Source organism: Paenibacillus eucommiae (assembly GCF_017874215.1).
In the GTDB taxonomy this organism is placed as follows: Bacteria; Bacillota; Bacilli; order Paenibacillales; family NBRC-103111; genus Paenibacillus_AI; species Paenibacillus_AI eucommiae.
In genome coordinates, this window is the sequence record NZ_JAGGLB010000037.1 from 25,337 (window position 1) to 52,308 (window position 26,972).

At 47.3% G+C, this 26,972-nt stretch carries 21 protein-coding genes and 2 pseudogenes; 6 read left to right on the forward strand and 17 right to left on the reverse strand.

Annotated elements, in window-relative coordinates:
• Positions 1-20: 20 nt before the first annotated feature.
• From J2Z66_RS35120 to J2Z66_RS35135, 4 genes are all read right to left on the reverse strand, one after another.
• The gene (locus tag J2Z66_RS35120; RefSeq protein WP_209977451.1) at positions 21-1,820 is read right to left on the reverse strand and encodes an L-fucose isomerase; all 1,800 of its coding nucleotides are present in this window, start codon (positions 1,818-1,820) and stop codon (positions 21-23) included.
• Positions 1,821-2,081: 261 nt separating this feature from the next.
• A complete protein-coding gene (locus J2Z66_RS35125) occupies positions 2,082-3,248 on the reverse strand; it encodes a metallophosphoesterase (protein ID WP_209977452.1) in 1,167 nt (388 codons plus the stop codon).
• A 795-nt stretch (positions 3,249-4,043) separates the two neighbouring features.
• Positions 4,044-5,111: a lactonase family protein gene (locus J2Z66_RS35130; RefSeq protein WP_209977453.1), complete on the reverse strand. Its 1,068-nt coding sequence runs from the start codon at positions 5,109-5,111 to the stop codon at positions 4,044-4,046.
• 84 nt (positions 5,112-5,195) lie between these two features.
• Entirely contained in the window at positions 5,196-7,673 is a 2,478-nt protein-coding gene (locus J2Z66_RS35135; RefSeq protein ID WP_209977454.1) for an HAD family hydrolase, read from the reverse strand.
• 114 nt (positions 7,674-7,787) lie between these two features.
• Here J2Z66_RS35135 and J2Z66_RS35140 point away from each other — a divergent pair, with 114 nt between their 5' ends.
• Entirely contained in the window at positions 7,788-8,606 is an 819-nt protein-coding gene (locus J2Z66_RS35140) for a glycosyltransferase family 2 protein (RefSeq protein ID WP_245376087.1), read from the forward strand.
• Between the two features lie 39 nt (positions 8,607-8,645).
• Entirely contained in the window at positions 8,646-9,647 is a 1,002-nt protein-coding gene (locus J2Z66_RS35145) for a Gfo/Idh/MocA family protein (protein WP_209977456.1), read from the forward strand.
• Between the two features lie 3 nt (positions 9,648-9,650).
• Here J2Z66_RS35145 and J2Z66_RS35150 read toward each other — a convergent pair whose 3' ends face one another.
• Entirely contained in the window at positions 9,651-10,487 is an 837-nt protein-coding gene (locus tag J2Z66_RS35150) for a helix-turn-helix transcriptional regulator (RefSeq protein WP_209977457.1), read from the reverse strand.
• Between the two features lie 147 nt (positions 10,488-10,634).
• Here J2Z66_RS35150 and J2Z66_RS35155 point away from each other — a divergent pair, with 147 nt between their 5' ends.
• A complete protein-coding gene (locus J2Z66_RS35155) occupies positions 10,635-11,642 on the forward strand; it encodes a Gfo/Idh/MocA family protein (protein WP_209977458.1) in 1,008 nt (335 codons plus the stop codon).
• A 19-nt stretch (positions 11,643-11,661) separates the two neighbouring features.
• On the forward strand, positions 11,662-12,594 hold the full coding sequence (locus tag J2Z66_RS35160; protein ID WP_209977459.1) for an aldo/keto reductase: 933 nt from the start codon (positions 11,662-11,664) through the stop codon (positions 12,592-12,594).
• Positions 12,595-12,720: 126 nt separating this feature from the next.
• On the opposite strand, the gene J2Z66_RS35165 is transcribed toward J2Z66_RS35160, so the two are convergent.
• The gene (locus tag J2Z66_RS35165; RefSeq protein ID WP_209977460.1) at positions 12,721-13,650 is read right to left on the reverse strand and encodes a carbohydrate kinase family protein; all 930 of its coding nucleotides are present in this window, start codon (positions 13,648-13,650) and stop codon (positions 12,721-12,723) included.
• A 237-nt stretch (positions 13,651-13,887) separates the two neighbouring features.
• On the opposite strand from J2Z66_RS35165, the gene sda reads away from it, so the two are divergent.
• Positions 13,888-14,097 (forward strand): sporulation histidine kinase inhibitor Sda, encoded by a 210-nt coding sequence (gene sda / locus J2Z66_RS44210; protein ID WP_209977461.1) that lies wholly within the window; start codon positions 13,888-13,890, stop codon positions 14,095-14,097.
• Here sda and J2Z66_RS35175 read toward each other — a convergent pair.
• The 11 genes and pseudogenes from J2Z66_RS35175 to pdhA form a co-directional block, all read right to left on the reverse strand.
• Positions 14,020-14,292: a hypothetical protein gene (locus J2Z66_RS35175; RefSeq protein ID WP_245376088.1), complete on the reverse strand. Its 273-nt coding sequence runs from the start codon at positions 14,290-14,292 to the stop codon at positions 14,020-14,022. The genes sda and J2Z66_RS35175 overlap by 78 nt on opposite strands.
• A gap of 855 nt (positions 14,293-15,147) precedes the next feature.
• Positions 15,148-15,312 carry a hypothetical protein gene (locus J2Z66_RS35180; protein ID WP_209977501.1) on the reverse strand — a complete coding sequence of 55 codons (165 nt, stop codon included), beginning with the start codon at positions 15,310-15,312 and terminating at the stop codon, positions 15,148-15,150.
• Between the two features lie 135 nt (positions 15,313-15,447).
• A pseudogene (locus tag J2Z66_RS44215) lies at positions 15,448-15,534 on the reverse strand (hypothetical protein); the annotation flags it as partial.
• A 19-nt stretch (positions 15,535-15,553) separates the two neighbouring features.
• Positions 15,554-16,912 (reverse strand): annotated as a pseudogene (locus J2Z66_RS35185) (ATP-binding cassette domain-containing protein); the annotation flags it as partial.
• A 1-nt stretch (position 16,913) separates the two neighbouring features.
• Complete coding sequence (locus J2Z66_RS35190; RefSeq protein WP_209977463.1) at positions 16,914-18,662, reverse strand: ABC transporter ATP-binding protein; 1,749 nt, start codon at positions 18,660-18,662, stop codon at positions 16,914-16,916.
• A gap of 273 nt (positions 18,663-18,935) precedes the next feature.
• A complete protein-coding gene (locus J2Z66_RS35195; RefSeq protein ID WP_209977498.1) occupies positions 18,936-19,898 on the reverse strand; it encodes a D-2-hydroxyacid dehydrogenase in 963 nt (320 codons plus the stop codon).
• A 38-nt stretch (positions 19,899-19,936) separates the two neighbouring features.
• Positions 19,937-20,674 carry a glycerophosphodiester phosphodiesterase gene (locus J2Z66_RS35200; RefSeq protein ID WP_209977464.1) on the reverse strand — a complete coding sequence of 246 codons (738 nt, stop codon included), beginning with the start codon at positions 20,672-20,674 and terminating at the stop codon, positions 19,937-19,939.
• A 391-nt stretch (positions 20,675-21,065) separates the two neighbouring features.
• Entirely contained in the window at positions 21,066-22,481 is a 1,416-nt protein-coding gene (lpdA, locus tag J2Z66_RS35205; protein ID WP_209977465.1) for a dihydrolipoyl dehydrogenase, read from the reverse strand.
• Between the two features lie 4 nt (positions 22,482-22,485).
• Positions 22,486-23,850 (reverse strand): dihydrolipoamide acetyltransferase family protein, encoded by a 1,365-nt coding sequence (locus J2Z66_RS35210; RefSeq protein ID WP_209977466.1) that lies wholly within the window; start codon positions 23,848-23,850, stop codon positions 22,486-22,488.
• A gap of 58 nt (positions 23,851-23,908) precedes the next feature.
• Positions 23,909-24,889, reverse strand: a complete 981-nt coding sequence (locus J2Z66_RS35215; RefSeq protein ID WP_209977467.1) for an alpha-ketoacid dehydrogenase subunit beta — start codon at positions 24,887-24,889, stop codon at positions 23,909-23,911.
• 41 nt (positions 24,890-24,930) lie between these two features.
• On the reverse strand, positions 24,931-26,010 hold the full coding sequence (gene pdhA / locus J2Z66_RS35220) for a pyruvate dehydrogenase (acetyl-transferring) E1 component subunit alpha (protein ID WP_209977468.1): 1,080 nt from the start codon (positions 26,008-26,010) through the stop codon (positions 24,931-24,933).
• Between the two features lie 233 nt (positions 26,011-26,243).
• Between pdhA and J2Z66_RS35225 the strand changes: the two genes are divergently transcribed.
• Complete coding sequence (locus J2Z66_RS35225) at positions 26,244-26,972, forward strand: alpha/beta hydrolase (protein WP_209977469.1); 729 nt, start codon at positions 26,244-26,246, stop codon at positions 26,970-26,972.

The window sequence follows — 26,972 nt, forward strand, 5'->3', positions numbered from 1 at the left end:
TCCATCCTTATCAAGCTGCATTACTTATACAAAGGACCAAAGGCTCCACAAGCACGGAAATCCGCCGCTTCCACGTCCGAAGTACCAAAAGAGCTCCAAACCCGGGGACGGAAAATATGCTCTTCCTCAATGTTATGCATCGAAACTGGAATCCGTAAAATCGATGCTAATGTAATCAAATCCGCTCCGATATGCCCGAAGCTGATAGCACCGTGATTAGAGCCCCAGTTATCCATTACCGAATAAACATCCTTAAAGGCTCCTTTGCCGGTCAAAATAGGCGCAAACCAGGTTGTCGGCCATGTAGAGTCGGTACGAAGATCCAGCGTATCATGCACGTCCTGCGGCAAATCAACCGAATAGCCCTCAGCAATTTGCAGTACTGGACCTAATCCTTTGATCAAATTCAGTCTGGACATCGTTACCGGCATGCCGCCTTTGGTAAGGAAATCGGAGGAATAGCCGCCACCGCGGAAATATTCAACCGCTGCCGGCCTCCAGGAGGTAGCTTCCAGACACTTGTTCACTTCTTCGTCGCTGATTTCCCAGAAAGGCTTCATAGCAGGCTTGCCATCAATGGATTGTTCGCCTGTTCCGTCCAGTGTAGCCGATCCCGAATTGATCAGATGCAGAATCCCGTCCTTAGCCGCTCCGCTAAGCGTATGACCCGTGACTCGTTTCACCGCATCCGGACTCCAGTAGGTTCTCACGTCCGCGAAGATTTGCGCGGAATTCGTCAGCAGGTTGCCCAGCAGCATGGCCACGCCATTTAGGCTATCGTTCTCAGTCGCAACCAAATATGGAGCGCGCTTGCCGTTCCAATCGAAGGAGGTGTTCAGAATCGCTTCCATAAAGTCCCCATTCGGGAAATGGTCGGTCCAGTGGCGCTGCCCTTGGAAACCGGAAAGAATCGCATTATGTCCCAGCGCTTCTTCGCCAAAGCCTATTTTACCAAGCTCGGGGTTCCCCAGCATCAAATCGCGGACGATCAGCGACATTTTGACAACGGTCTCCCAATCCTGATCCTTCTTCTCGCGAGACGTTTGAATTTCAGGACGGTTGTTGTCCTGGCCTTCCTTACAGTTTTCCTTCACCCAAGCCAAAGCCAGCTTAAATTCCTCCGGATCAAAAATCTCCTCTTCAATCCTGCGGACCAATTCGGACATATCTACATATTCATTGCGCATGCCCAGGTAATCCTGGAACAGCTCCTCATTCACGATAGATCCGGCAATCCCCATGGAAACCGATCCGATAGCCAGATAGGATTTGCCTTTCATATAAGCAGCAGCGAGTCCGGCTTTACTGAAGCGCAGCAGTTTTCCCTTCACATCTTCAGGAATATCGGTCGTGCCCGAGTCCTGTACGTCTTTGCCATAAATGCCGAAGGCAGGCAGCCCCTTTTGCGCATGTCCAGATAGAACGGCAGCGAGATAGACAGCACCCGGTCTTTCCGTTCCATTAAATCCCCAAACCGCCTTAGGCAAAGAAGGATCCATATCCATCGTTTCCGTTCCGTAGCACCAGCAGGGTGTAACTGTGATTGAAACTCCGACTCCTGCTTTCACGAATTTATCCGCGGACGCAGCAGCCTCTGCAACTCCACCGATACAAGTATCGGAGATTACACATTCAACGGCTTCGCCGTTCGGATATTTCAAGGTGCTGCTGAGCAAATCGGCAACCGCTTTCGCCATATTCATGGTCTGCTCTTCCAAGGATTCTCTGATTCCTTTTCTTCTACCGTCGATTGTTGGACGAATGCCAATTTTAGGGAAGCCTTGCTTCCATCTTACATCATTGCTTTCCAAATTACTCATCGTCAATTCCTCCTCCATAATATCAAACGCCAACCCTACTAATGCCTTTATTTAAAATGATACACAATACTTAAATTTATTATAATAGAGTTATCGATAACTCACAAGTTAAAAAATAAAGCTAAAATTAGGCCGGAGAGGAAGTAAAAGGTCAGAACCCCTCACCCTTTCCCCACAGTTGCCCTGTTTGCCTTGTTTAGCTTGTTTAGCTTGTTTAGCTTGTTTAGACTGTTTAGCCTTGTGAGCGCTGTTTAACAATGCTTAGCTTCGGAAGGTTACCTTTATGCTAACAATCTCTCCTCTATGGCCAACCCTTACCGGAGGACCCCATGTGCCAAAGCCGGAAGAGACCACGGTATGCATCGACTTTTCTTTATGAAGATATCCCCAATCAAGCTCATAAAGTCTGCGGGTCACATGGTGATAAGGAAACATCTGTCCCCTGTGCGTATGTCCGGAAACCTGCAGATCGATCCCCGCCTGCTGCGCCTCATCTAGCCTGGAGGGCTGATGGTCCATAAGAATAAGCGGCAGCGTTACATCGACATCCTGCATAAGCGTGCCTATCGCCATGCGGGGACGGCCTGTCAGTGACTTGCCTGAAATATCATCCCTGCCCATTACATAAAAACTGTCGTCCACCTTGACTGCCTCGTCCAGCAGCATCTGAACGCCCGCCTTCTCCAGCTCAAGCCGATACTCATCCAGATGACCTGCTATATACTCATGATTGCCAAGCACAGAGTATACACCAAGCTTTGACTTCAGCTTCTTAAATTGCGCTGCCATATTGTGCGCGATAAAAGGGTGGAAATCATCATCAATAATATCTCCGGCAAGGAGAATCAGGTCCGGCTCCAGCCCGTTAACACGCTTTACCAAATGCTGCAGCCTGCGATTTCCGTTAATCACCCCAACGTGCAAGTCCGATGCCAATACAATATGAAGCTCTTTATGCCGGCCGCCACTTTTGGGTATGACAATCTCGTACTTGGTTACGACCGTACTTTTCGCACTCCAGATACCATGCAGCACAATCGATACAGTCAGCAGCAAAGTGATCCAACCGACCAATTCAATGAAAGCAGGATCCTGCATCACAGAACCCGGAATAAGCTTCAACCCATAATTCAACCCTCTACCCACATCAATTAGAAGCAATAGAGGAACCGCATATTGCAGCACAGCAAGCCAGTATGAACCAATAACGGTCAGCAGGCTTATCAATGGACGGGGAAGCCACGAAGCCGTTAACCTAGGCAGCAAAAAAGCAAAGCCAACGATCCAAAAAGGTATCCAATACGCCCAGCCCTGCCACTGCGGTGCCACCACCTGAAGCCACTGCCAGCCGCGTAAACCCGTATAATAATTGACCCCACCGAAAAAAACAACAAAAATGGCGACCATCATCACAACTCTTCTATTCACCAAACACACTTCCCTCATCAAAAGAAAATCGAAAAAAACGGCTTATCACCCAATCAGTGCTTGATTAACCTCCGCCCATCAGTTACCTTATTTGGGGGCAGATCCACAAAAAACAACAGATAATCCTATTCAAAGTCACACATTCAAAATCCTATATTAACATCCTATAGTAAAATCACTTAGCTTCATTATAGCTCATTGCACTAGGGAATTAAAAAAATGCATTCTACTGAACGCTGCAGACCTCGCATAAGCAAAAAAGACCACCCAAGGAAATATCTCCCAGAGTAGTCTGTTCTTTTTCTTGTAAACTTATTCGACAGCGGCCATGAGTCCAGTCCTCTTCTCGCCGCCGCTGCGTTACGGATGCATGGAGTGTCTGCTTTGCTCACTTAACGATGTTTTTCATCACTAAGTGAGGCATTATCAGGTAACCAGGCACTTTAACGATGTTTTTCATCGTTAAAAGAGGACGAATGACCTCACTGGGTGATTAAAATAGCAGATCTTCCTCCCAAGCGCATTTACCCGCTAGGAACTCTCCTACATTCAAGAGAAAAAAACTGTTGACTGACCGTTTGATCTTTGGTGTTCGTGCGATTGTAGCTGAGAGAGGGAATGGCTATGGGTGGAAGAGCGATAGCGTCCGCATTTAAAGATAGGTTTCTACCACCTAAGTCTAATCAAGGGAACCTATCTTTAACAGCGGCTGGAACCCATAGCCATTCCCTCTGAAACGCATCCAAGTCACGAACACGATCCTCAAAGGACACCGCAAGGCATGTTCTTAACTAATCAAATCTCCAACAGCTTGACACATATAGGCCGCGATACCTGAGCTCTATGGCCTGTATCCGTCAGCTCGCCAGTCGCTTTGTCCAGCTTGAACACGACGATGTCGTCGGTCTCCTGGTTGGCTACTAACACATATTCACCATCCGGCGTGAGAACAAAGTTTCTTGGTGTTTTGCCAAGTGTAGAATAATGTCCGATTGGTGTTAATGTTCCCTGGTCCTTATCAATACTATAGGCTGCCAGGCTGTCATGTCCTCTATTCGAAGCATATAAGAAGCTTCCATCTTTGCTAAGATGTATATCCGCACAATAATTGACTGCATCGTAATCACGCGGAATCGTAGTCACCGTTTGAATCGTAGCCGCATTGCCCTGCTCTGCATCGTATGCAAGCACCGTCACCGTGGAATTCAGTTCATTGACTGCGTACAAGAAGCTTCCATCCTGACGAAAAGCGAAGTGTCTGGGACCCGCTCCTGCTTGAATATGGACTTCCTTATGGGCTATCAGCTTTTTGCCGGCAACATCCATGTCGTAAATAACCAATTGATCCAGTCCAAGGTCCGCGGCAACAGCAAAGCGATTGTTAAAATCAGGTGAGATCATATGGGCATGCGCCTTTTCCTGACGATCCTCATCCAGACTTTGGCCTTCGTGCTGGTGGATATCACTTGCTTCCGCAAGACTTCCATCCTCCTGTATAGGATATACACAGACGTTTCCTTTGGAATAATTGGCCACATATACACAGCTTCCTGTCTGATCTATGCTTAAATGACAAGGAGCCCCACCATATGTAGGCTGCTGATTCAAAAATGTCAGATGCCCTGTAGCAGGATCAATCTTATAGGAGAATACAGCGCCTTCTTCAATCTCGCTTACGGCATATAACCGCATCCGGTTCGAATCTATCGCGATATAAGACGCGTTGGTTTGCTCAATGCCATGGTTCAGAGAGGAAAGCTCTCCTGAGTTTAAATCCATTGAAAACAAGTTGAGCCCGTTCGGGGACTCATGAGTGTAACAGCCTACATAGACAAGAATGTTCGTTTTATTTTGCTCTGTCATATTAAAGCTTCGCCTCCATTTCCAGATTAAGGTTTCCCTATTAGGATATCATGATTTAAGCTTTAGATAAAATGTTATTTACTTTTACAAGTTTCGACCCGCTTGATAAGGAAATAAATCATAAATAATCGGAGTTATTCCGGAATTCCTGTATTTATCTTCAATTGCCTGCCTTAATGTTTGAATGCGCGATAAGGAAGCGATGACGTAAATCGGATGGTTTTGTTTCTGACCTAGTTTCTGATCTCGATGCTGACCTTGATGCTGGTCTAGCTCCTGGTCTGGCTGTTGTTCTTGTTTCCGTCCAGATGGACCCGAATCTATCAAGCTCTCCATTTTTAAACCGTGAAAACCTGCTTGCCGCACAAATAAATCAGCAAAGGCACCCGTTCCATATACATGAAACGACTGATGTCCGGCCTCCTTCACCTTGCGAATCAAAGCAAAGCAGAGGCTCTCGCTGCCAAATAAGCTCTGCTGCCGCAAATAATAGGCATACAAATAATAAGGCGATTTCAGCGTTACCATTCCTTGCGGCCAAAAAGCATTAAACATGGCAGGCCCATAATTGCAGTAATCTATGAAAGCTTCTTCTCCTTGTTCGAACCAATGATCATCCACTTCATTGCAAATCGGGGAAATTTGCAAGCCGCCAAAGTTTTCCTGATGCGTCAGCTCACCCAGCATAGAAGCCTCCTCAGGTGTCGGCATATCGATCACGCGATGAAACGGCTTGGTCCACTCACGCGGTTGATCCGACAAAGCTGCCAGCAGCTCCGGTTTAAGCGTATTCAGATAAGCGTAATATTGCTGAAAGGCCAAAACTCCCCTTTGGCATGCTCTTTTACAGCGCAGCTCTTCTGCGGTATGACCCTGCAGCTCAGCAAGCACAGGCTGAACAAAGCCATTGGCGTCCTTCTCATACCTCAGTGTGGATCCAAAATCCCCCATCATTAATTCTTCCAAAAAAGCAGGGCTGCGGGCAATTCTAAAGCCAAGATCGCTATTCCCGCCACAGCTCCCCACAAAGCTTCTGATATCCATGCCTGTCAGCAGGCTTTCCGCTATTTTCCCTGTTCCTACGGCAAGTAAATGAAGCATTCCATAAGGAAGGCCAGTTAATCTGAGCGCAGCTTCCATAGCCTTCTGAATGGTGCCGTTAAACCCTATATCGACCGTCACCATTCGCTCGGGAGAGCCGAATTCCTGAAGCAAATAATCGACGAACAGCTTACGGTTTCTTTCGATGGATGCCTCCACTTTTTGCTGAGTACGCTCTCCCATTATGTACTGCCGCAGGCTTTCCGTAACACTTCCTGAGCTTGCATCAGGGATCAGGCTGCACTGTGCCACCGATAAGTCCAGATAAGGCTGATAAGGGCCAGCTTCCTCCACAATATCCAGCATGCTGAATACATCGCCAACTTTTACCCAATCGAGCTCCAGCAGCCGTTCAAGGTCTGACACTTCAAAGCGCTCCAAGGCGGCCAAATAGGTGGACTGTCTGGAAAGATACACAGGCTTTACCGTCAGCTCAGCGCCACGCATACGGGCCGCAGCTTCCAGCATAGGAGCAAGCAGATAGCCTTCTCTCATCAGCGGATGCACCGCAGTGCGATTCTCGCGAATACAGGTATCGATCACCCATTCGCACCAGCCATGAAGGAAAGGCCCCAGCGAAGCTGCCCCAAAGCGGAAAAAAGCCCGCTCCTGCGGATCCTCTACTTCCCGCGCCCCGGAGCTGCCAGCCAGCTTTCTTAGCGATTTCAACGCAGGGAGCATATTCCCATGCCGGATCGAATCCCAATGGAAGGGGCTGTCAAAATGCTCGGGAATTACAGGATAGTACAGAGCCTCGATATTCCTGCTGGCTGCTCCCGCTATATCCGCAGCCGTATTATCTCCTATATGCACAATATCCTGAGGCGACAGCCCGGTAAAATGCTCCAGCAGCCGATCGAATAACCCGCCGGTTACTTTGCTGACTTGCTGCTCGTTGGAAACCAGCAGTACATCGATCTGTTCCATGTTCAGTCCCGCTGACTGCAAAAGATCCGTAAGCTGAACAGAGGAGAGATACATATCCGAAACAAGAGCTACACGAATGCCGCTGTGCTTGCACCAATGGATCAGCGACAGCATATGCGGATTGAGAAAGCAAACCTGCCGTTCGGCTTCAAGCTCCAATTCCAGCATACGCTGCGTATCGCAGATAACGTCCGGCACTTCCGCATAAATCTGCTCCAGCGTCACTTCCTCATAGGAGCTTGCTCTAGGCTCCATAAGCCTCCTGCGGGCTGCCCACTCCGCTCCTATGCGGATTTCGCGGAATTCATCCGCACTAACCGGCCGCTTCCATATGCCGGCTGCCGCTGCTTTTTCCGCTGTGAGTTCAAACACATCCGCCGGCACAGAGCAAGCACGCAGCAATAGCGTATCAAAAATATCAAGACTTAACAGACGCACAGATAACAGTCTGTTAGCGATTTGGTTCAGAAATACATCCGTTTTCCATAATTCCAGATTGTCGGGAGAAACCTCGCCGTTTTTTAGATGCAGCATGTTAGCCTCCAAGTAATCAGACTCCCATCTATTGTATAGCAAAATTGGCAAAATTAGAAACGAATGAACTATAATAAGAGAGTAAGGAACGTCCAATATGATGGAGGGAATCTCTTGAATCAACCGCTAGTATCCGTTATTATTCCTACCTACAATCGGCCGCTGGAGCTTTGCGAATTACTGGAATCGTTGTGGCAGCAAACATATACGCAAATGCAAATTATTGTAGTCAATGATTGTGGCACGCCTGTAGATTTTATAGGCGGATTGTACCCCGAGCTTGATATTCAAGTAGTCAATATGGAAGCGAATTTAAAGCATGTGTATGCTAGAAACAGAGGTCTTCAGGAGGCCAGGGGCTCCTACATCATGCTCTGCGATGACGACGATCTGCTGCTCCCCACTCATCTGGAGCGTATGCTTGCAGCTATTGAGCATTGTGACATGGTATATACCGACGTCGAAATATTTGACTACGAAGTCCGCGACGGCGTAAGAATACCGACCAGCCGCTTTGTTTTCGCCTATGATGATGACCTTGCGGGCATGCGCAAATTTTCTACCTTCTTCTCATCAGGCTGTTTGTTCAAGCGTCGCATTTATGATGAGCTTGGCCCTTTTGACACCGAAATGTTTCATTATTGGGATTGGGATTTCTATCTGCGGGCCGTACAGAGCTACAGTGTGAAGCGGGTCCCTGTCGCCAGTGCGCTTTATGCCTTCTCCAGTCAAGCGGACACGAATATGTCCGGGCAATTGGATCAAATGCGCCCTTATTTGGATAAGCTGTCGGACAAACATCAGCTCGGGACGCTGCCGACCAAAAACTTTTTCCTTCTATTGGACGAGCCCGAGGTTAAAAGCAGACAAGCGGATACAGAGCTTTTATGGGATGGCGAGCCTTTTCGCTCCCGCCTTGCAAGCGATAATTAGTACCACATTCGTTACTACAGATCAACAAGGAGTGATTCTATGAATACGACGAAGCTTCGATGGGGAATTCTAGGCTGTGCCGCTATTGCAGAAGGATCAGTCATTCCAGGGATCCAGGCATCGGAAACAGGTATTGTTCAAGCCATTGCCAGCAGGGAGCTCGATAAAGCAGAAGAGACAGCAGCGCAATTCGGAATTCCTGTTACTTATGGAAGCTACGAAGAGCTGCTGGCCGACAGTGAAATCGAAGCCGTCTATATCCCGCTGCCCAATCATCTTCACAAGGAATGGACGCTTAAGGCTGCCGAAGCCGGCAAACATGTGCTGTGTGAGAAGCCTCTGGCCCTCGATGCCGCTGAAGCGCTCGAAATGGTCCAGGCCTGCGAAGCGGCGGGCGTTCATTTGGCAGAAGCGTTCATGTACAGACATCATCCCCGTTACGAAATCATGAAAGAAGTCATGCGCTCTGGCGAAATCGGCGAGGTCCGCAGCATACATGGCACTTATACGTATAATCACGCAGATGAAAATGATAATGTGCGCTTTCACCGCCACATGGGAGGCGGCTCCATATACGATGTAGGCTGCTATCCCATTAGTGCCGCGCGCTTTCTTCTTGATCAGGAGCCGCATGCTGCAACTGTGAAAGCGTTCTTCTCGCCTGACCATGATCATGTTGATATGATGGCGACGGGCCTGCTCGAATTTCCGGATGACGTAGCGGTTACCTTTGATTGTGCGATGTGGGCCTCGCCTCGAAACACGCTGGAAATACTTGGAACACTCGGGCGCATTCAAGCGCACTCGGCCTTTGTCAGCCGCCCCAATCCCAGCTGCCATTTCTTTATCGTCAAAGACGAGGAGCTGAGGGAAGTCGTAGTGCCTTACGAAAATCCTTACTCCCTCCAGGCAGACAACCTGGCCAATGCAATTTGGGGAGTAAGACCGCTGCGTTTCGAACCGCTGGATGCCGTTAAAAACATGCGTGTCATCGACGCTTGCTTGAAATCTGCAGGAACCAGCCAGCGGGTTGAGCTGTAGCCCTTACATCACATTATATAACCGGCGGAACTCACTGGGAGTCATGCCCTCATGCTCCAGAAAGCGCTGGTTAAAATAACTGGCGGTCGGATAGCCTACCCTGTGTGCTATTTCCTTAATATTCAGCTGCGGCTGCTCCGTTAGCCATTTCTTGGCCGCCTGCATACGGCATAAAGTAATGAACGAAAGCGGCGTCATCGAGATCGATTTTCGGAAAAGCTTGCAAAAGTAATGCGTACTGACGCCAACCTGCTGAGCCCATTCCTCCAAAAGGAAGGGCTCACAAGCTTTTTGCTGCATGAGAGGCAGCAGCTTGCGAATACGGTCGGAAGCATCCATGCCGCGATTTGGCGTTAATGGAGAAGCATAGCTCATAAACTCGATCAGCATAGCATACGTAAGCGAGGACAGCTTCGAAGGGTGAAGAATGCCATACTCCTCGGCCTCATGAAGCAAAACTGTACACAACTCCTGCAGCTCAGCCCATCTATGAAGCGTCCACAGATTGCTGTGAAAGCCATTTTCATATAAAAAATCCTTGACTCTACTGCCGTAGAAATGAACCCATCCTACATCCCAGGGCTCCTCCTTACTGCTGTAATAGCGCTGCTTTTGATACGGAAAATACAAGAAGGCATCTCCCTTATGCAGTGTATATACATCGTCTTCCCATTCGACATAGCCTTTCCCTTCAATAATAAAGTGCAGACTAAAGGTCGTCCACTGACCTTCCTCACGTTCGACCCTGTGATGCGGCATATCTGTATATATACCAACCGATTCAGGAAATATGAAATAAAAAAATTCCTGTAAGGTTGGCAGGATCACATGTCTCTGCATACGCACCGAATCCTTTCACACTTATTTCCGAAGACAATTTTCTTTTATCTCAATGCAAAATACTTCTATATTCATTTTAATTATTCAGATATATAATAGCAATATCTCGTTATATTTCGTTCTACAAATAGAGAGGATCGTGAAAAAATGAGTTCTGTTAAACTTCGTTGGGGTATTCTCGGATGTGCCGGCATTGCCGAAAAAGCGGTAATTCCAGGCATCAGACAATCTGAAACTGGTGTTGTTACAGCCATTGCCAGCCGGGATTTAAATAAAGCTAAAGAAACTGCAGCTAAGCTTGATATCCCTACTGCCTATGGAAGCTACGAGGATCTGATAGCGGATGAGAACATTGATGCCGTATACATCCCCCTACCCAACCATATGCACAAGGAGTGGACGATCCGGGCCGCACAGGCAGGCAAGCATGTTCTATGCGAAAAGCCGTTTGCTATCGATGCTGCCGAAGCAGAGGAAATGGTAGCTGCCTGCAGATTAGCAGGCGTTCAGTTAGCAGAAGCTTTCATGTATCGGCATCACCCCAGATATGATCGCATCAAGGCGATTATCCGATCTGGAGAAATAGGGGAAATTCGCGGTATTCATGGTGCTTTTACATTTAATAATGCTGCAGACCTCAGTAATTTCCGCAACCAGAGATCCATGGGCGGCGGTTCACTCTATGATGTAGGGGTGTATCCGATTAGCGCAGCACGCTATTTATTAGAACAGGAGCCGCAGGCGGCAACGGTACATGCCTTCTTTTCTCCAGAGCACGGAGATGTTGATATGATGGCATCCGGCCTTGTTGAGTTTAGCGGCGGTGTTGCACTCACCTTTGATTGCGGAATGTGGGCGTCCTTCAGAAATACCTTGGAGATTTTAGGAACTTTGGGCAGTATTGAAGTGCCCTCCGCTTTCGTCTCGCCTCCAGATTCAGGCAGCCATTTCTTCGTTACTACAAGTGAAGGCCGCCGTGAAGAAGGAACAACCTATGAGGACCAATACGCTCTTCAGGCTGACGATCTTGCTTATGCGGTCTGGGGACAGAAATCACTGCGCTTTGAACCGGAAGATGCCATAGCCAATATGAAGGTTTTGGATGCTTGCTTGCAATCAGCCAGCGAGCGTGCCCGCATCATCATTCCATCTTAGAAAGAAGGACTAAGACACCATGAACACTATTCAAATAAAAGGCTTGGCCAAGCCAGTCTCACAGCTTATTATGGGAACAGATTTTTTCAGATTGGATAATCCGGACGAAGTCGCCTATGTGATGGAGCAATTCCTGCAAATCGGCGGAAATACGATCGATACAGCTTTGGTATATTGCGGGGGAGAAAGCGAGCAGGCCATCGGCAGATGGCTTAGAGAAACCGGCAAGCGTGCCGACATCAACATTCTGACCAAAGGCGCTCACCCGGATGCAACCGGCCACCGCGTGAACGCGGAAGCAATCCGCAAGGATCTTGCTATCAGCCTGGAACGGCTTGGTGTAGACTCAGTGGAGATGTATGCCCTGCATCGTGACGATACTAGCGTTCCCGTAGGCGCCATCATAGAGGCGCTTAACGAGCACCTCGAAGCAGGCAGCGTACAAACGATAGGCGCTTCCAACTGGACTCATGAGCGGCTGCAAGAAGCTGCTGAATATGCAGAGCAGCACGGACTTATCGGCTTTAGCTTCAGCAGTCCGAATCTCAGCTTGGCCAAAGCCAACGAGCCCTTCTGGGCAGGCTGCGTGTCCGCGGATCAAGCCGCTATTGACTGGCATGAAGCCCATCAGCTGCCTTTGCTATCCTGGTCCTCCCAGGCCAGAGGTTTCTTTACCGGCCGATTCACACCAGACAATCGTGAGAATGCCGATTTGGTACGTGTCTTCTACAGCGATGACAACTGGGAGCGTCTGCGCCGCGCCGAAGAGCTGGCCGGCAAGAAGGGCGTAACAACCATCCAGATTGCACTCGCCTTTGTTCTCAACCAGTCCTTCCCGACCTGTGCTCTTATAGGGCCGCGTAATGAGGCAGAAATGCGTTCCTGTCTCGAAGGTGCGCAGCTCAAGCTAACCCCTGAAGAATTAGCTTGGCTTGATCTTACCAAAGCGTGATCAGGCTTCTCTATCTAAAAAAAGAGTGCCGCGGTATAAAACCCGGGCACTCTTTTTTCGTGTCTGCGTTCTCATCTTCTCATCCGCGTTCGTATCTCTGTTCCATCTCTGTTTGAAAGCTGTTCGTCATGATTTCGAAGCAAGGAAAGCTTCCAGCGCACTAAGCGTGAGAACGCCTGTCCCGCCAACTGATTGCGTGGAAAGCGCACCACAAGCATTAGCCGTAGCCAGCATCTCTTCCCCATCCAAGCCTTGTAAATAGGCAAAAATCAAGCCTGCGTTAAACGAATCCCCTGCACCCGTCGTATCCACCGGTACTACCTGATAAGGCTCGCCCTTACGTACCACACCAGCAGCATCAACTAGCAGAGACCCTTTCGATCCCATTTTCACGGCAATACCGCGCCTGTCTGCCGGCAAAGCCTCTGGCAATCGATCCAGCGAATCTATTTCAAAAATCCGTTCAACCTCTTCCTCGCTCGGAATAAACCAGTCCGTATAAGGCAGCAGCGCCTTCAAGTTCTCCCGGTCCCAATTCTCTCCCGGATCCCAGCCTGCATCGAACGAGGTGCTGATACCAGCAGCTTGCGCTTTGCGGAAAACCTCTATCCAGCGGGAACGCATCTGCTCCTGCAAATAAAAGGAGCCAAAATGAATATGATCCGCCATCTGATACATCTCCTCGGGAATTAGCTCCAAAGTTACATCGCCAATTGTCCCCATATAAGTAAGAAGAGCGCGATCTTTTCCATCCGACAAAGAAAGCGTAACACCCGTTTGCCGCGAAGCGTCTATCGAAATATAACGGGTTTCTACACCAAGCTCCTGCAGTCTGCTGACACAAAAACGACCAAAATCATCATCACCGACAACCGAAACCAGAACTGTTTGCACACCAAGACCGGCAAGGCCGCTGGCCGTAATGGCAGAGGAAGAGCCAAGCTGCTGCTCAAAGCTATCCACAAGCTTTTCACGATTCGGTTCAGGCGTAACATTTTTACCGCTGAAAATTAAATCCACATTAAGCTCACCGATTACCCACACCTGCTTGTCCATTACGCCCCACCTCGTATTCACATGGTTACCAAACATATCCTCCCTATTTTAACCTGGTACAAAAATACTCGCAAGACGCAAATAACGGATGCTAAAAGCTGCGTTTTTGCGCTTTTAGCATCCGGTCCCTGAACAAACTTGCGCGGATGCGCAATTTATTTTGTGGTGAATCCTTTTCCTTTTCCTAGTACAATAAAGCTATACTCTTCCAAATATAAACAGAAAGAAGTGTCTGCTATGCCTGCTGCTTCCAGATCTTTAAGATTATTACCTAATGACCATCTAATTGAATGTTTTCGTTTGGCTGCCGAGATGGAACTTGATCCTGAATTTGTTTTGCAGCTTCAAGGTGAAATGGATAAGAGAAAGCTAGCTTCGCCGATTCACCAATCCCAACTGCTCGATGGGCGTCCTCTTCATTTCAAAGCCGCCGGCTCTGGGATCTGATTTCATATGTCGTAAAAGAGCGATCGTACTACTAATATCCTTCATACATTCTTTATCATCGATCTCGGCTGCAATTTGGTATAAGGTACTAAGACTCCCTGTAGCCTGCTCTTTTCCAATGGTGCCATTCTCGACATTAATTAGTGTCCTATCCTTTTCCTGGGCGATAAACCATTGGATGTTCATTGCTTTCATAGCCGTCTCTATCTCCTCCTGAAACCTTCCGAATGAAATTCCTTAAACCTTCTATCAATCATATGCACAAATAACAATTTCATTCGGCCAAATTACCAAGTCAACATACTCTTTTACAATTCAAAATCATCCAAAAAAAGAATGACTCAAACAAACAAAAAAACTGTAAAAGAGAACATATATAAAGATAGAATTGTCTATTGCAAACATCATCCAACATTGTTTCAAAGATCATTTAAGGTCAACAATGAACAACCTCACAGATTACTCACAGCTAATTTTAAAGTACATAGAGATCACGCTCTATATAGAACGAAAAAACAAAAGCCGTCCCTTTGACTAGCAAAGAAACAGCTCTTGTGTAGATCGATATAAATGAACAACCGGACTTGCCAGTTATGCTACTTGTATTTACCGGAACTAAATCAAAACAATGAAAGCCCTACCTCTCTTCCATCCTTGCGGCTCCATGACCGCGCCAGTGTGAATTGGTCTGCCAGCAGAGAGCAAATCTGCCCGAACATCGGACCTTGCCTCAGCTTACCTATACTTTGTTACACCTGATGAAGAAACAATGGGAAGGGATGCTTTCATCTCGCTAAACGTTTCTGAAGGGGTAATCGAGGTCTTGAACGATGCATATTTGAAGTTCATTTCAATCAATACATTTAAATATACACTATATCTCTAATTAAAGTCAAGCCCATTTTTATCTTTTTGTTTCTTTTATATATTTTCATATCTTTTTTCTATCTATATCTTTTTCCAGCTCTTTTGTTTCCTTCAGTACTACCAATTTTTTTATAACAATATTCCAGCCAGCACTCAGCAGTAAGTTTATTGTAACGACATAAATCAGGAAATGCTATCCTTTTCCATATAAATGCTTTTCACTTCCTCATTAAAGTCAACATGCATAAGCTTGTGCAGAGAGCCCTGCACCTTAACCCCGCCGTTGTCAAGCACAATAATATGGTCTGCATGCTGCAGCGCGGCTTTTTTCTGGGTCACTACCAGCAAGGCAGTTCCTTTTTTATGGCATAACTCGATGAGCCGTTCCCACAACGCCGCTTCCGTGCGAACATCCAAAGCATTGGAGATATCGTCCAGTACGAGCAGGTCCGCACATCGGATGAACATGCGTGCTGCCGCTACGCGCTGAACTTGACCGCCAGAAAGATTCGTTCCTTTGGTGCTGAGAATCGTGTCGAGCCCCTGTTCGAAGTGCTGCAAGTTCCTCATCCATGATCGCCAGTCTCAACGCTTCGGACAACTGCTGTTCATTCGAAGACCCATACAAGATGTTCTCCTTGATCGATTCGCTGAATAAATATGGAACTTGCGGCGTATAGGCAATGCTTGCAGGTGAATCTGCCTCGCCCATGTCGATTGGCTTGCCGTTCCAGCTGATGTCCCCGAAATCTTTCGGCAGTAAACCGAGGATAACCCGGAGAAGCGTCGTTTTACCTGCCCCCATTTTGCCTATGACCACCGTCACTGTTCCTTTGCGCATTGAAAAAGAAATATTGCGAATCCCTGATTTGGAACCTGGGTACGTATACGACAAATTGCGAAGCTCTATAGTCTCCAAAGGATCGATTGATCGCTTTTTCATTCCTGAAGGAGGCGGCTCCTTCAAATATAAGGAATCGTTCCGCGTAAGTTTTTCCAAATAGTTATCGCCAATGATTTCCTGAATACGGTTCAACGCGATGGTCGAGCTTTTAAAGTTCGTCAAGGTCGTGCCGAACAACCGGGTCAAGTTGGATACATAACCCAGCAAGAAGATAAATAGCGTAAAGCTGCCGATGGAAAAACTGCCGTTTCGGATCTTATCGCTGATCAGTAACAGCAGCAGGGCAGTTCCAATGCTCACTATATTATCGTATACAGAGTTCAATGAGGTGGTGAAAACAGAGTTTTTCCTGCTCGCATGGGCGCGGTTGGCGCTTAGTAGGGCCAGTCGCTTTAGGAATGCTTTCTCAGCCATATTGATCTTGATTGCCTGCGAATAGTTGAAGATGTCAGACAGTATCCCGGTTACATGATCAGTTGCTTTCTGTTCCTGTTGCATAAAAGAAGTTATTTTTCGCTCCATCCAGTTAACTACGATAACGGTGAACAGCAGAGGAGCAAACAGAATAACGGTCACAAGCAAATCAATGGAGCCGAGAATGACAAGCCCGCACATTGAAAAGACGGCATAAGCAATGAGGTATGAGAGATCCCACAAAATCCCCTCATGAATAGTTACGTCGCTTCGCATCACGTTCATGAACTGCCCGTGATTCACCGGCAATGGCAGAGCCCCGCGCTTGTTCAATATTTGCCGAAAGATATTGCGGCGGAAATAAGCACGAATAATTTCGACCCAACCATAACTGAGATGCAGGTCCAGGTAATACGTTGCAGCCTGTACCAAAGGCACAGCGATCAGTATCGCCGTAATGTAATACAGGCTACCTAATGATAAGGTGTGTTCCGACGTCTGATCGAAAAACTGCTTGATAAAAACGCCCGACAGCATACCAAATCCGGCAAACCCGACAATGCGAAGCAATGTTACTATGGAGTAATTGACGGGATAGTACAGGAAAATTCGCTTTAGCACGATCAACACATCAAGCAAGTTCTTTTCCCCCTTCTCTAATCAACGAGGTATAAACCGAGTCCGGATTCGTCTCCAGTTTGACACGCTCATCGAATTCGACCAAGGAGCCGCCGCTCATGATGAGAATATAATCGGCAGATTGTATGGTCGAAAGCTTGTGTGCAATCATCAAGACCGTACGGTCTTTGGTCAGCTGGGCAATCGCCCGACCGATCAATCGCTCGGTTAACGGATCGATTCGCGACGTCGCTTCGTCCATTATCATAATGCCGGGATTTTTTATGAATGCCCTTGCGAAGGCAATCAACTGTGCTTCACCTGCAGACAGATTTTTTCCATCACGTTCAATTTTATGGTCCAAGCCCTCCGGCAATTGCTCCAGCCATTGCCGCATTGACAGAATATCCATGATACCCCAAATTTTTTCGTCCATAACGTCTTCATGGAACATGGTCATGTTTTGACGAAGTGTGCCTTCGAACAGTTCGATATTTTGGGACACGATAGCAATATGAGAGCGTAATTCACTTAGCTTGAGCTGCTTAATGTCGATCCCATTGACCGTAATCGTCCCCTCCTGGGCATCGCACAGCCGGTAGAGCAGTTTGACCAACGTGGATTTGCCGCTTCCGGTTCTTCCGATGATTCCAACGGTTCGACCAGACGGGATCGTGAAGCTAATATCCTGAAGCGCGGGCTTAGCCTCATTATAACGGAAAGTTACCTTGTCGAAGCCAACCGATAAGGGGCCGGTTTTCATTGTAACTGTTCCGTCGTCAGGCACCTTGTTCTCATAATCCAGCAATTCATTGATTCGAAGGAACGATGCGTTCACCTGTTGAAGATCGTTCACCTCGGCAACCAGATTTTTGAATGGGACCAGCAGTATTGTGATATAGAAATAGATGAGAAATATCGTCCCCAAGCTCAGGCTTGAATCGTTCAAATAGATGATTCCCATTGTAAATATTACGCTTACCATAATAAGCGCGAGCACAATTTCTCCGACATTAAGCATGGAAGCGATATGAAAGCCCGTTCTCTTGCGTATGGTATACAGACTTCTCAACATTGTGTAAAACTTCCCAAGCACATGCTCCTCGGCGCGAAAAGCGCGAATGTCTTCTCTCCCGGCAATTCGCTCATCAATAAATCCGATGAATTTAGCTGCTTCTCCATTATAATTGCGAATGTTATTCGAGCCGAAATTCCCCATCCTTCTCAACACATAAAGGCCAAGCAAGGAGAAAAGCAGTACAACAGTGCCGATCAGCGGATGGATGAAGAAAATAACGACAATAACTGAAACAATGAGCAGATTATTGCTGATCACCTTGAGCGCAAACGCTGACATAAAGTTATTCAACTTGCCGACATCTCCGTCAATAAGGTCTACCATTTCACCGGGAGTATATCGATTATGAAATGATAAATCGTAAGCTAAGCAGCGGTGCGTCAAATCGATTCGGAGCTGGTTCGTGATTTTCCAGGTGACGTCACTGGTCAAATACTGAATGAAAATGGTTACCCCCTGCCTCATTACAGTTAACAGAAGGAAAACGAATGCCGTGCGATACAACAACGATTGCGGTTCATCGGCTCTAGCGGCATCGATGAAAGCTTTGATGTATTGTGGATTATAAATTTGAAGAAAAATATTTGCAGCTATCAAGAGAAGCAGCATGCATAATTTAACTCGTTGTGACTTCAAATACAAGTACATAAATTTCACATGCTTTTTCTCAGCTATAATGAACATGCAAGTTCTCCCACTGCAATCAGATTTCGTCCTTTTCAGGACAATGATTGCTTCCCCATACAATTTAGTTCCGCGCGGTGGCCATAACAAACATACAGTTTTTTCAAAAAAAAGACTAGACTGCAATTAAATTTTTTTATATAATAATATCTATCTATGCCATTTTTAAGTGTCTGACTTTAAATTAAAAACCTACACAGTTATTGTGTAGGTTTTCTGGTTTTTTAACGATTCTGCCCGTTTAGCTTAATGAGTGAGTCTTCTCCGCTTTCATTAAATCTTATTCACTATATTTACCGGGCTTCCTGCAGCGTAAGCCCGTAGATTGGCTGCAGCCGTAGCCAGCAGTCGGCCGCGCGCTTCTTTTGTCGCCCATGCCATGTGCGGCGTAATGATGCAATTCCGCGCACCGAGCAGCGGATTGTCCGCATTTGGCGGCTCGACGCTGAGCACGTCGAGGCCGGCACCCCCGATGCGGCCTTCGGCCAGCGCATCGGCAAGATCCTGCTCCACCACAAGCGGGCCGCGCGAGGTGTTAATCAGGAAGGCTGTCGGCTTCATCAGCGACAGCCTTTCCTTGTTTATCAGCCCTTGCGTGCTCGGCAGCAAAGGACAGTGCAGCGACACGACATCGGATTCCGCGAGCAGCTGCTCCAGCGGAACGAACACCGTTGTCGTTCCGCTTGGAGGCGTGCTGCGGCCGCTGGTCGTGGCCAGCACTTTCATGCCAAGGGCTTCGCACACCTTGGCCACTTCTTGGCCGATCCGGCCGTAGCCGATCAGCCCGATGGTTTTGCCATGAAGCTCGATCAGCGGCTTCAGGCTGAAGGTGAAATCAGCGCTGCGGCTCCATTCCCCTGCATGCACTGCCTCACTATGCTGACCTATATGATGACACAGCTCCAAAAGTAGAGCGAGCACAAATTGCGCCACAGAAACCGTGCCATAAGTCGGCACATTCGCGACAGGAATGCCTCGTTTCACCGCGGCTTCCACATCGACAATGTTATAACCTGTCGCTAATACACCTATGTATCGCAGCTTAGGCAGAGCGTTAATCGTTTCTGCAGTGATCGGGGTTTTATTAGTTAAAACAATTTCAGCACCTTCCAAACGCACCACAATAAGCTCCGCAGACGTTCGATCGTGAACGATGAGTTCTCCTTGAGCTTCCAGCTCTCCCCAATCAAGATCACCGGGATTGAGTGTATATCCATCCAAAACAACAATTTTCATAGTTTTCAATCTCCTTTCCTGCTGTTAATAACTGTTGTCTAGTAACTTTGTTTTAACAGCTCGACCATTTTTGCGGGATAATCGGTTATGACGCCACTTACTCTGTAATCAATCATTTTGCGGATATCTTCAATCGCATTAACCGTATAAGGGTACACGCTCAGACCAGCAGCAACAGCTGCGCTCACATCCCCTTTCCCTATTCTTTGATAATGAGGATGTAAAGAGTGCAGCTCCACGCCCAGCTTTTTAGCAAATTGAACATGGTTATTCGTAAAACTATTATAAAGTATGCCTACCTTAACCTCTGGCTCCAGCTCCTTAGTATGGCGGACACATTGAGCATCAAAGGAGGAAATGACCACTTGATTCAGACGATTTTTTTTGCGCAGAACATCCAGCAGCTTCGTCTCCATCAGACCTGAATACGAATCCTTAATTTCTATGTTGATCAGAATATGCTCAGGAACTAGCTCGAACACCTCGTCCAGAAGCGGCACCCGCTCTCCCTGGAAACGCTTGGAGTGCCAAGAGCCGGCATCGAAACGCCTAATTTCCGAAAGCGGCATCGCACGCAGCCTTCCCGAACCCGTAGTCGTTCGATCCAGTGTCGGATCGTGACAGACAACGATTTCTTCATCCTTGGACATGTGCACATCCAGCTCGATGCCATCTGCCCCCTGCTCCAAAGCCAATTGAAATGAAGCCAGCGTATTCTCAGGCGCCTCTCCAGCTGCTCCACGATGCCCGATTACCAATGGTATAAGACTGTTCATCTTCACAATCCTCTCTACTCCGCTTTGTCTTGTTTCTTGTAGTATGTACTGTATTTGCTTATACAAATAACTTGTTTAATTATAGAGGATATGAACCAATTTCTCCAGAGGCCATTGTGTTTCATCGTTAAAATCCCTTTTTACCAACGACTGAGGCCATCCATCCTCTTTTAGCGATGAAAATCATCATTAACTTGACATATTAACCTGGAAAACTTCCTTTAACGATCAAAAACATCATTAAGTGAAAGTTTCCGCCAATTTGGGATAAGGGGCTTCTCTGAAGATAGCACTGTATGCACTTATAATTTCTTATTAGTTAAAAAAAGCCTGACCCACTAAGGGCCAGACTTAGTATTCTTATGATTTACTCAAACAACAGAAATGAAAATTATTTCAAAAGCTGGTGGATCGGATGACCCAATGCGCCTTCGGCTGCATCCATTACCATCTCGGTTAAGGTCGGATGTGCGTGAATCGTCAAGGCGATATCTTCAAGTGTCGCGCCCATTTCAACGGCAAGTCCTAGCTCTCCAATCAAGTTCGAAGCTTCTGGTCCAACGATTTGTGCTCCTAACAAAAGCCCGCTGTCCTTATCGCCTACAAGCTTCACAAAGCCTTGAGTCGCATTCAGGGAGTTAGCACGGCCGTTAGCCGCATAAGGGAATTTGCCAGTTGCAACAGTGAAGCCTTGCTCTTTGGCTTCTGTTTCACTAAGTCCAACGCTCGCAATTTCCGGATCGGAGAATACGACAGCTGGTATAGCTTTATAATCAATCTCGCTCGGAAGTCCAGCGATCACTTCGGCAGCTACCTTAGCCTCATAAGTCGCCTTATGTGCAAGAGCCAGTCCTGGAACAATATCGCCGATGGCAAAAATATGCGGAATGCTAGTTCTGCACTGCTTGTCGACTTCCACAAGACCACGATCAGACAGCTTCAGGTTGATCAGATCCAGACCAAGCTCTCCATCTGTATTCGGGCGGCGTCCAACTGTTACAAGCACATATTCAGCCGTCAGTTCTTTCTCTTCACCTTTAACGGTGAAGGTTACTGAAACATCATCATCGGATTGCTTGCTGCTTTTTGCCATTGCTTCGGTGAAAACCTCAACTCCGGATTTTTTCAGGTTACGCGCAACCAGTTGCGACATTTCCTTCTCAAAGCCTGGCAGTACGCTGTCTGTACCCTCAAGCACAGTAACCTTGGTGCCCAGTTTGGCATAGGCTTGCCCAAGCTCGATGCCGATATAGCCTCCACCGATTACGATCATGCTTTTTGGAATTTCCGGCAAATCCAATGCTTCCGTCGAGGAGATAATCCGTTTCCCGAATGGGAACGTCTTTAGCTCGATCGGACGGGAGCCGGTCGCAATGATGCAGTGCTCAAAGCGATAGCGTGGAGCTTCTTGATCATTAAATACGCGAGCTTCGTGCTCGTTGATGAACATAACTTCACCTTGGAACATCTGAACGTTATTGCCTTTAAGCAGGCCGCTTACTCCGCCTGTTTGTTTGCTGATGATGGAGCTTTTCCAGGCTTGTACCTTGGAAAAGTCAATTTTTACATTTTCCGCCGAAATGCCCATGCTGTCTGCATGCTGCATATGCTCATACTGATGAGCTGCAGAGATCAGCGCCTTGGATGGAATACAGCCGCGGTTTAAACAAACACCGCCCCATGCTGATTTATCTACGATAAGTACGCTTTTACCCAGCTGTGCTGCGCGAATTGCAGCTACATAACCTCCGGGTCCAGCTCCAATGACTAAAACATCAATATCTAGAGAAGCATCTCCTACTACCATATCATCATACCTCCAAAACTAATAGCTCAGGATCAGCTAGCAGCTGTTTAATGTAATTCAAGAAATTTTGTGCAGTAGCGCCATCAACAAGTCTGTGGTCGAAGCTAAGTGACAAGGCCATAACGGAAGCTGCTACGATCTCGCCGTTTTTCACAACCGGCTTTTCCGTTATACGACCAGCGCCAAGTATAGCTACTTCCGGGAAATTAATAACCGGGGTGAAGAACATACCGCCTACAGAACCGATATTCGTAATAGAAATTGTGCTGCCCTTCAGCTCAGCTGAAGTCAGCTTGCCATCACGGCCACGCGTAGCCAGATCCTTAATGGAAGAAGCTATCGACCAGATGTTTTTACGGTCCGCATCATGGATAACCGGAACGAGCAATCCGTTCTCCGTATCCGTCGCTATTCCGATATTGTAATATTTCTTGTAGACGATTTCCTGGTTCTCTTCGTCTAAAGTCGAATTCATAACCGGGAATTGACGCGCCGCGGCAATCAGTGCCTTCACGATAAACGGCAAATAAGTAAGCTTTACACCCTTCTTCTCGGCTAGAGGCTTCGACTTTTCACGCAGCGCTACGAGCGCCGAAACGTCGATCTCGTCCATTAAGGTCACATGCGGAGCCGTGTAGACCGACTTGACCATCGCATTCGCAATAATCTTCCGGATCCCCTTGAAAGGAACCCGCTCCTCTGCGCGATCGCCTTGCACCTGCTGTGCAGCAGCAGGTGCCTTATTCGCAGCCGACTCTGTCGCTGCTCCTGCCTGCTCTTGCCCGGCTGGCGCTTCAGCGCTGCCGCCTGGCGTAAAGCCAAGAACGTCCTCGCGTGTGATGCGGCCGTTCTTGCCTGTTGCCGTTACCTCTGCGAGTGTAACGCCTTGCTCTCTTGCCAGCTTGCGCACGCTAGGTGTCGCAAGCACTTCCTTGCCCGCGGCTGCGGACGATGAAGCTGCGGGAGCTCCTGCATTCGCGCCATCCGATCCCGGCGCAGCGGTTTTATCCTTAGCAGCGTCAGCAGCATCTGGAGCCTTAGCAACACGGTCAGGTGCTACTGCCTTATCAGGCTCGGCAGCTACATCTGGATCAGCTTCAGCTTGGCCGGAAGGAGCCGCTGCGTCGCCTTCAATTTCTATTGTAGCTACCAGCTGTCCTACTGTACATACATCGCCTTCGTTAACTTTCACTTCAATAATTTTACCATCAACCGGACTTGGAACTTCGACGACCGCTTTGTCGTTCTGAACTTCCATGAGAATCGATTCATCGGTAACAACATCGCCAGCCTTGATCAACAGCTTGACAATTTCACCTTCATGAATGCCTTCGCCAAGCTCAGGGAACTTGTATTCGAATATTGCCACAAGCAACTACCTCCTAGATATGAAATGGATCCGACTTCCGCTCTGTAATCTTCTTTTTTTAGAAATCCAGAACCTTTTGAACGCCCTCTATGATACGCGCAGGGTTAGGAAGCCAAGCATCTTCGATTTGCGCAAAAGGATACACAGTATCCGGAGGCGTTACACGAAGCACAGGTGCTTCTAAATGAAGAATTGCTTTTTCATTAATTTGTGCAATAACCTCTGCTGCTACACCTGATGTTTTCTGAGCTTCTTGCACGAAGATAGCGCGGTTTGTTTTCTTAATAGAAGCTACAATAGTGTCAATGTCGATAGGCATAACCGTACGAAGGTCGATTACCTCAACTTTAACGCCTTTTGTTTTCTCCAATTCCTCAGCAGCCTTTAGGGAAGTATGAACCATCGCGCCATAAGTAATGATCGTTACATCTGATCCTTCACGAACAACGTTCGCCTTGCCAAGCTCAACGGTATATTCACCCTCAGGAACTTCAGCTCTAAAAGAACGGTATAAGTTCAGGTGCTCCATGAAAAACACAGGATCATTATCACGTATTGCAGCAATCAAAAGTCCCTTCGCATCGTATGGATTAGAAGGAATTACGACTTTGATTCCCGGGGTTTGGGCAATTAGGCCCTCAAGGGAATCCGTGTGAAGCTCGGCAGCCTTAACGCCACCGCCAAAAGGTGTACGGAAAACGATCGGAGCATTATATCTGCCGCCCGAGCGGTAACGCATACGGGCAGCTTGTACACAAATTTGGTCCAATGCCTCGTAAATAAAGCCTACAAATTGAATTTCAGCAATTGGACGGAAGCCTTGGACGCCCAAGCCTACCGCCAATCCGCCAATGGCTGATTCAGCAAGCGGCGTATCAAAGACGCGTTCCTCACCAAACTCCTCCTGCAGACCTTCTGTAGCACGAAATACGCCGCCCACCTTACCTACGTCCTCGCCAAACAAAAGTACATTCTCATCTCTTTTGAGTTCAACGCGCATAGCGTCCTTTATCGCCTGAATCATTGTCATCTGTGCCATGATTCTAATCTCTCCTCTTTCAAGATTACTGTGCTGATATTTTAATAAAGCGCCTTTTGCTCTTCCAGGTGCTTAGGTGTAGTTTCGAACATCGAATCGATCAAGCCGGCAACCGTCATCTTTTCGGTTTCCTCAGCTTTTTTAATATGCTCCGCTACCGCTGCCTTCGCTTCTTCCTTCACACTTGCTTCTGTCTCCTCATTCCACAGCCCTTTTTTCGTTAAAAATAGGCGCATGCGGGTTAATGGATCTAGAGGCTCCCACTCAGCTTCTTCATCTTTAGTACGGTATTTGGTCGTATCATCAGCCATGGAATGCGGACGATAACGATAAGTCAGCGCTTCGATTAAGGTTGCGCCTTCTCCGTTACGGCCTCTTTCAGCAGCTTCAGCAACAGCTTGATATACGGCCAACACGTCCATGCCGTCTACCTGCACGCCCTTGATTCCGGCTGCAACCGCTTTGTGTGCGATCGAAAGTGCCGCTGTTTGCTTGGCAAATGGAGTTGTAATCGCGTAGCCGTTATTTTGCACGAAGTAAATAGTAGGCAGCTTGAAGGCTCCGGCAAAATTCATGCCTTCATAGAAATCGCCCTCAGAGCTTCCTCCGTCGCCTGTATACGTAATAGCTACACGTTTTTCTTTACGCTTCTTAAAGGCCATTGCGACCCCGGTCGCATGCAAAATTTGTGCGCCAATAATAATTTGCGGCATAAGAACGTGAACGTCCTCGGGAATTTTTCCGCCATGCTGATGCCCGCGAGAATATAGAAATGCCTGATATAAAGGCAGACCGTGCCAAACAATTTGTGGCATATCACGGTATCCAGGACAAATGAAATCATCTTTGTTCAGGGCAAACTCACTGCCGATCATTGAAGCTTCCTGTCCAGAAACGGGCGCATAAAAACCAAGGCGTCCTTGACGCCCAAGATTTACAGCTCTTTCATCCCATACACGGGTGAAAACCATTCTTCTCATTAACTCTTTTAATTGCTCATCCGAAAGTTTGGGCATTTTGTCTTCGTTAATAATTGTGCCGTCTGGGGCGAGAATCGTCAAAGGTTCAACCTTCTCTGTGGTCACTTCATAATTCGCTTGCTTCACAGCCGACTTATTCATATCCCTTCACCTCATCTATAATTTTAATGCCTACCAACTTCTTTTCTGTTATAGTATTATTATAAACCTGTTTTGGTGAAAAGTACACCACAATACCTGTAAAATATGATTTTTTTTAATGTCACTGTATAGTACAGTTCTTGTATATATATAATACAGTTAACAAAATATTAACAACTGCTATAATACACCATCCATATGATTACCCCAAAAAAAGCAGGAGGAACCTATTCATGGAAGACTCAAAATATTATAAACGAACGATCCACAAAGAAGAAATATTCTCTGCCCACCTGAATACTACACGTTCATTACGCATCTTTTTACCGCCTGGTTATAATGAGATGTTATCTTACCCGGTCATTTATTGCCAGGATGGCGAGCAGTTTTTTAATTTCGGAAGAATTGCCACTACACTAACCCGGGGGATTCTTGATGAAGGCCTCGAGCCTGTTATAGTTGTCGGTGTTGATGTGCAGCTGGCTACCCGAACGGACGAATACTCACCGGATGGCAGCCAATTTAATAGCTATTGCCGCTTCTTCACAGAAGAGATGCTGCCCTATATTGAAGCCAACTATCCTGTAAGAACAGAACGCTCCGAACGTATTTTGGCAGGCGATTCTCTTGGAGGCACGATTTCCGTTCATCTTGCTCTAGATTATCCTAGCCTTTTTTGCCGAGTTATATCCTTATCTGGAGCTTTTTTCGAAAAAACAAGAGAACGAATCGATGCAGAAGCCGATTTATCTTGGTTAGAGCTCTATATGCTGATCGGTACGGAGGAAAGCGAAGTCTCAACAGAGCGGGGCGTTTTCGATTTTGTTACGGACAACCGTCTTGCCCAGCGCATTTTCGAGCAGAAAAAAGCCGCGCTTCATTATATAGAGAAGCCCGGCAAGCATGTCTGGGGATTTTGGCAGTTGGAGCTGCCTGAAGCGCTGCATTATTTCCTGTCCTAA

What these genes read in the sequence shown, in the direction of transcription:
- J2Z66_RS35120 (WP_209977451.1), bottom strand. Translation starts at nt 1,820, where the DNA reads ATGAGTAATTTGGAAAGCAATGATGTAAGATGGAAGCAAGGCTTCCCT.
- J2Z66_RS35130 (WP_209977453.1), bottom strand. Translation starts at nt 5,111, where the DNA reads ATGACAGAGCAAAATAAAACGAACATTCTTGTCTATGTAGGCTGTTAC.
- J2Z66_RS35135 (WP_209977454.1), bottom strand. Translation starts at nt 7,673, where the DNA reads ATGCTGCATCTAAAAAACGGCGAGGTTTCTCCCGACAATCTGGAATTA.
- J2Z66_RS35145 (WP_209977456.1), top strand. Translation starts at nt 8,646, where the DNA reads ATGAATACGACGAAGCTTCGATGGGGAATTCTAGGCTGTGCCGCTATT.
- J2Z66_RS35150 (WP_209977457.1), bottom strand. Translation starts at nt 10,487, where the DNA reads ATGCAGAGACATGTGATCCTGCCAACCTTACAGGAATTTTTTTATTTC.
- J2Z66_RS35155 (WP_209977458.1), top strand. Translation starts at nt 10,635, where the DNA reads ATGAGTTCTGTTAAACTTCGTTGGGGTATTCTCGGATGTGCCGGCATT.
- J2Z66_RS35160 (WP_209977459.1), top strand. Translation starts at nt 11,662, where the DNA reads ATGAACACTATTCAAATAAAAGGCTTGGCCAAGCCAGTCTCACAGCTT.
- J2Z66_RS35165 (WP_209977460.1), bottom strand. Translation starts at nt 13,650, where the DNA reads ATGGACAAGCAGGTGTGGGTAATCGGTGAGCTTAATGTGGATTTAATT.
- sda (WP_209977461.1), top strand. Translation starts at nt 13,888, where the DNA reads ATGCCTGCTGCTTCCAGATCTTTAAGATTATTACCTAATGACCATCTA.
- J2Z66_RS35175 (WP_245376088.1), bottom strand. Translation starts at nt 14,292, where the DNA reads ATGAAAGCAATGAACATCCAATGGTTTATCGCCCAGGAAAAGGATAGG.
- J2Z66_RS35190 (WP_209977463.1), bottom strand. Translation starts at nt 18,662, where the DNA reads ATGTTCATTATAGCTGAGAAAAAGCATGTGAAATTTATGTACTTGTAT.
- J2Z66_RS35195 (WP_209977498.1), bottom strand. Translation starts at nt 19,898, where the DNA reads ATGAAAATTGTTGTTTTGGATGGATATACACTCAATCCCGGTGATCTT.
- J2Z66_RS35200 (WP_209977464.1), bottom strand. Translation starts at nt 20,674, where the DNA reads ATGAACAGTCTTATACCATTGGTAATCGGGCATCGTGGAGCAGCTGGA.
- lpdA (WP_209977465.1), bottom strand. Translation starts at nt 22,481, where the DNA reads ATGGTAGTAGGAGATGCTTCTCTAGATATTGATGTTTTAGTCATTGGA.
- J2Z66_RS35215 (WP_209977467.1), bottom strand. Translation starts at nt 24,889, where the DNA reads ATGGCACAGATGACAATGATTCAGGCGATAAAGGACGCTATGCGCGTT.
- pdhA (WP_209977468.1), bottom strand. Translation starts at nt 26,010, where the DNA reads ATGAATAAGTCGGCTGTGAAGCAAGCGAATTATGAAGTGACCACAGAG.
- J2Z66_RS35225 (WP_209977469.1), top strand. Translation starts at nt 26,244, where the DNA reads ATGGAAGACTCAAAATATTATAAACGAACGATCCACAAAGAAGAAATA.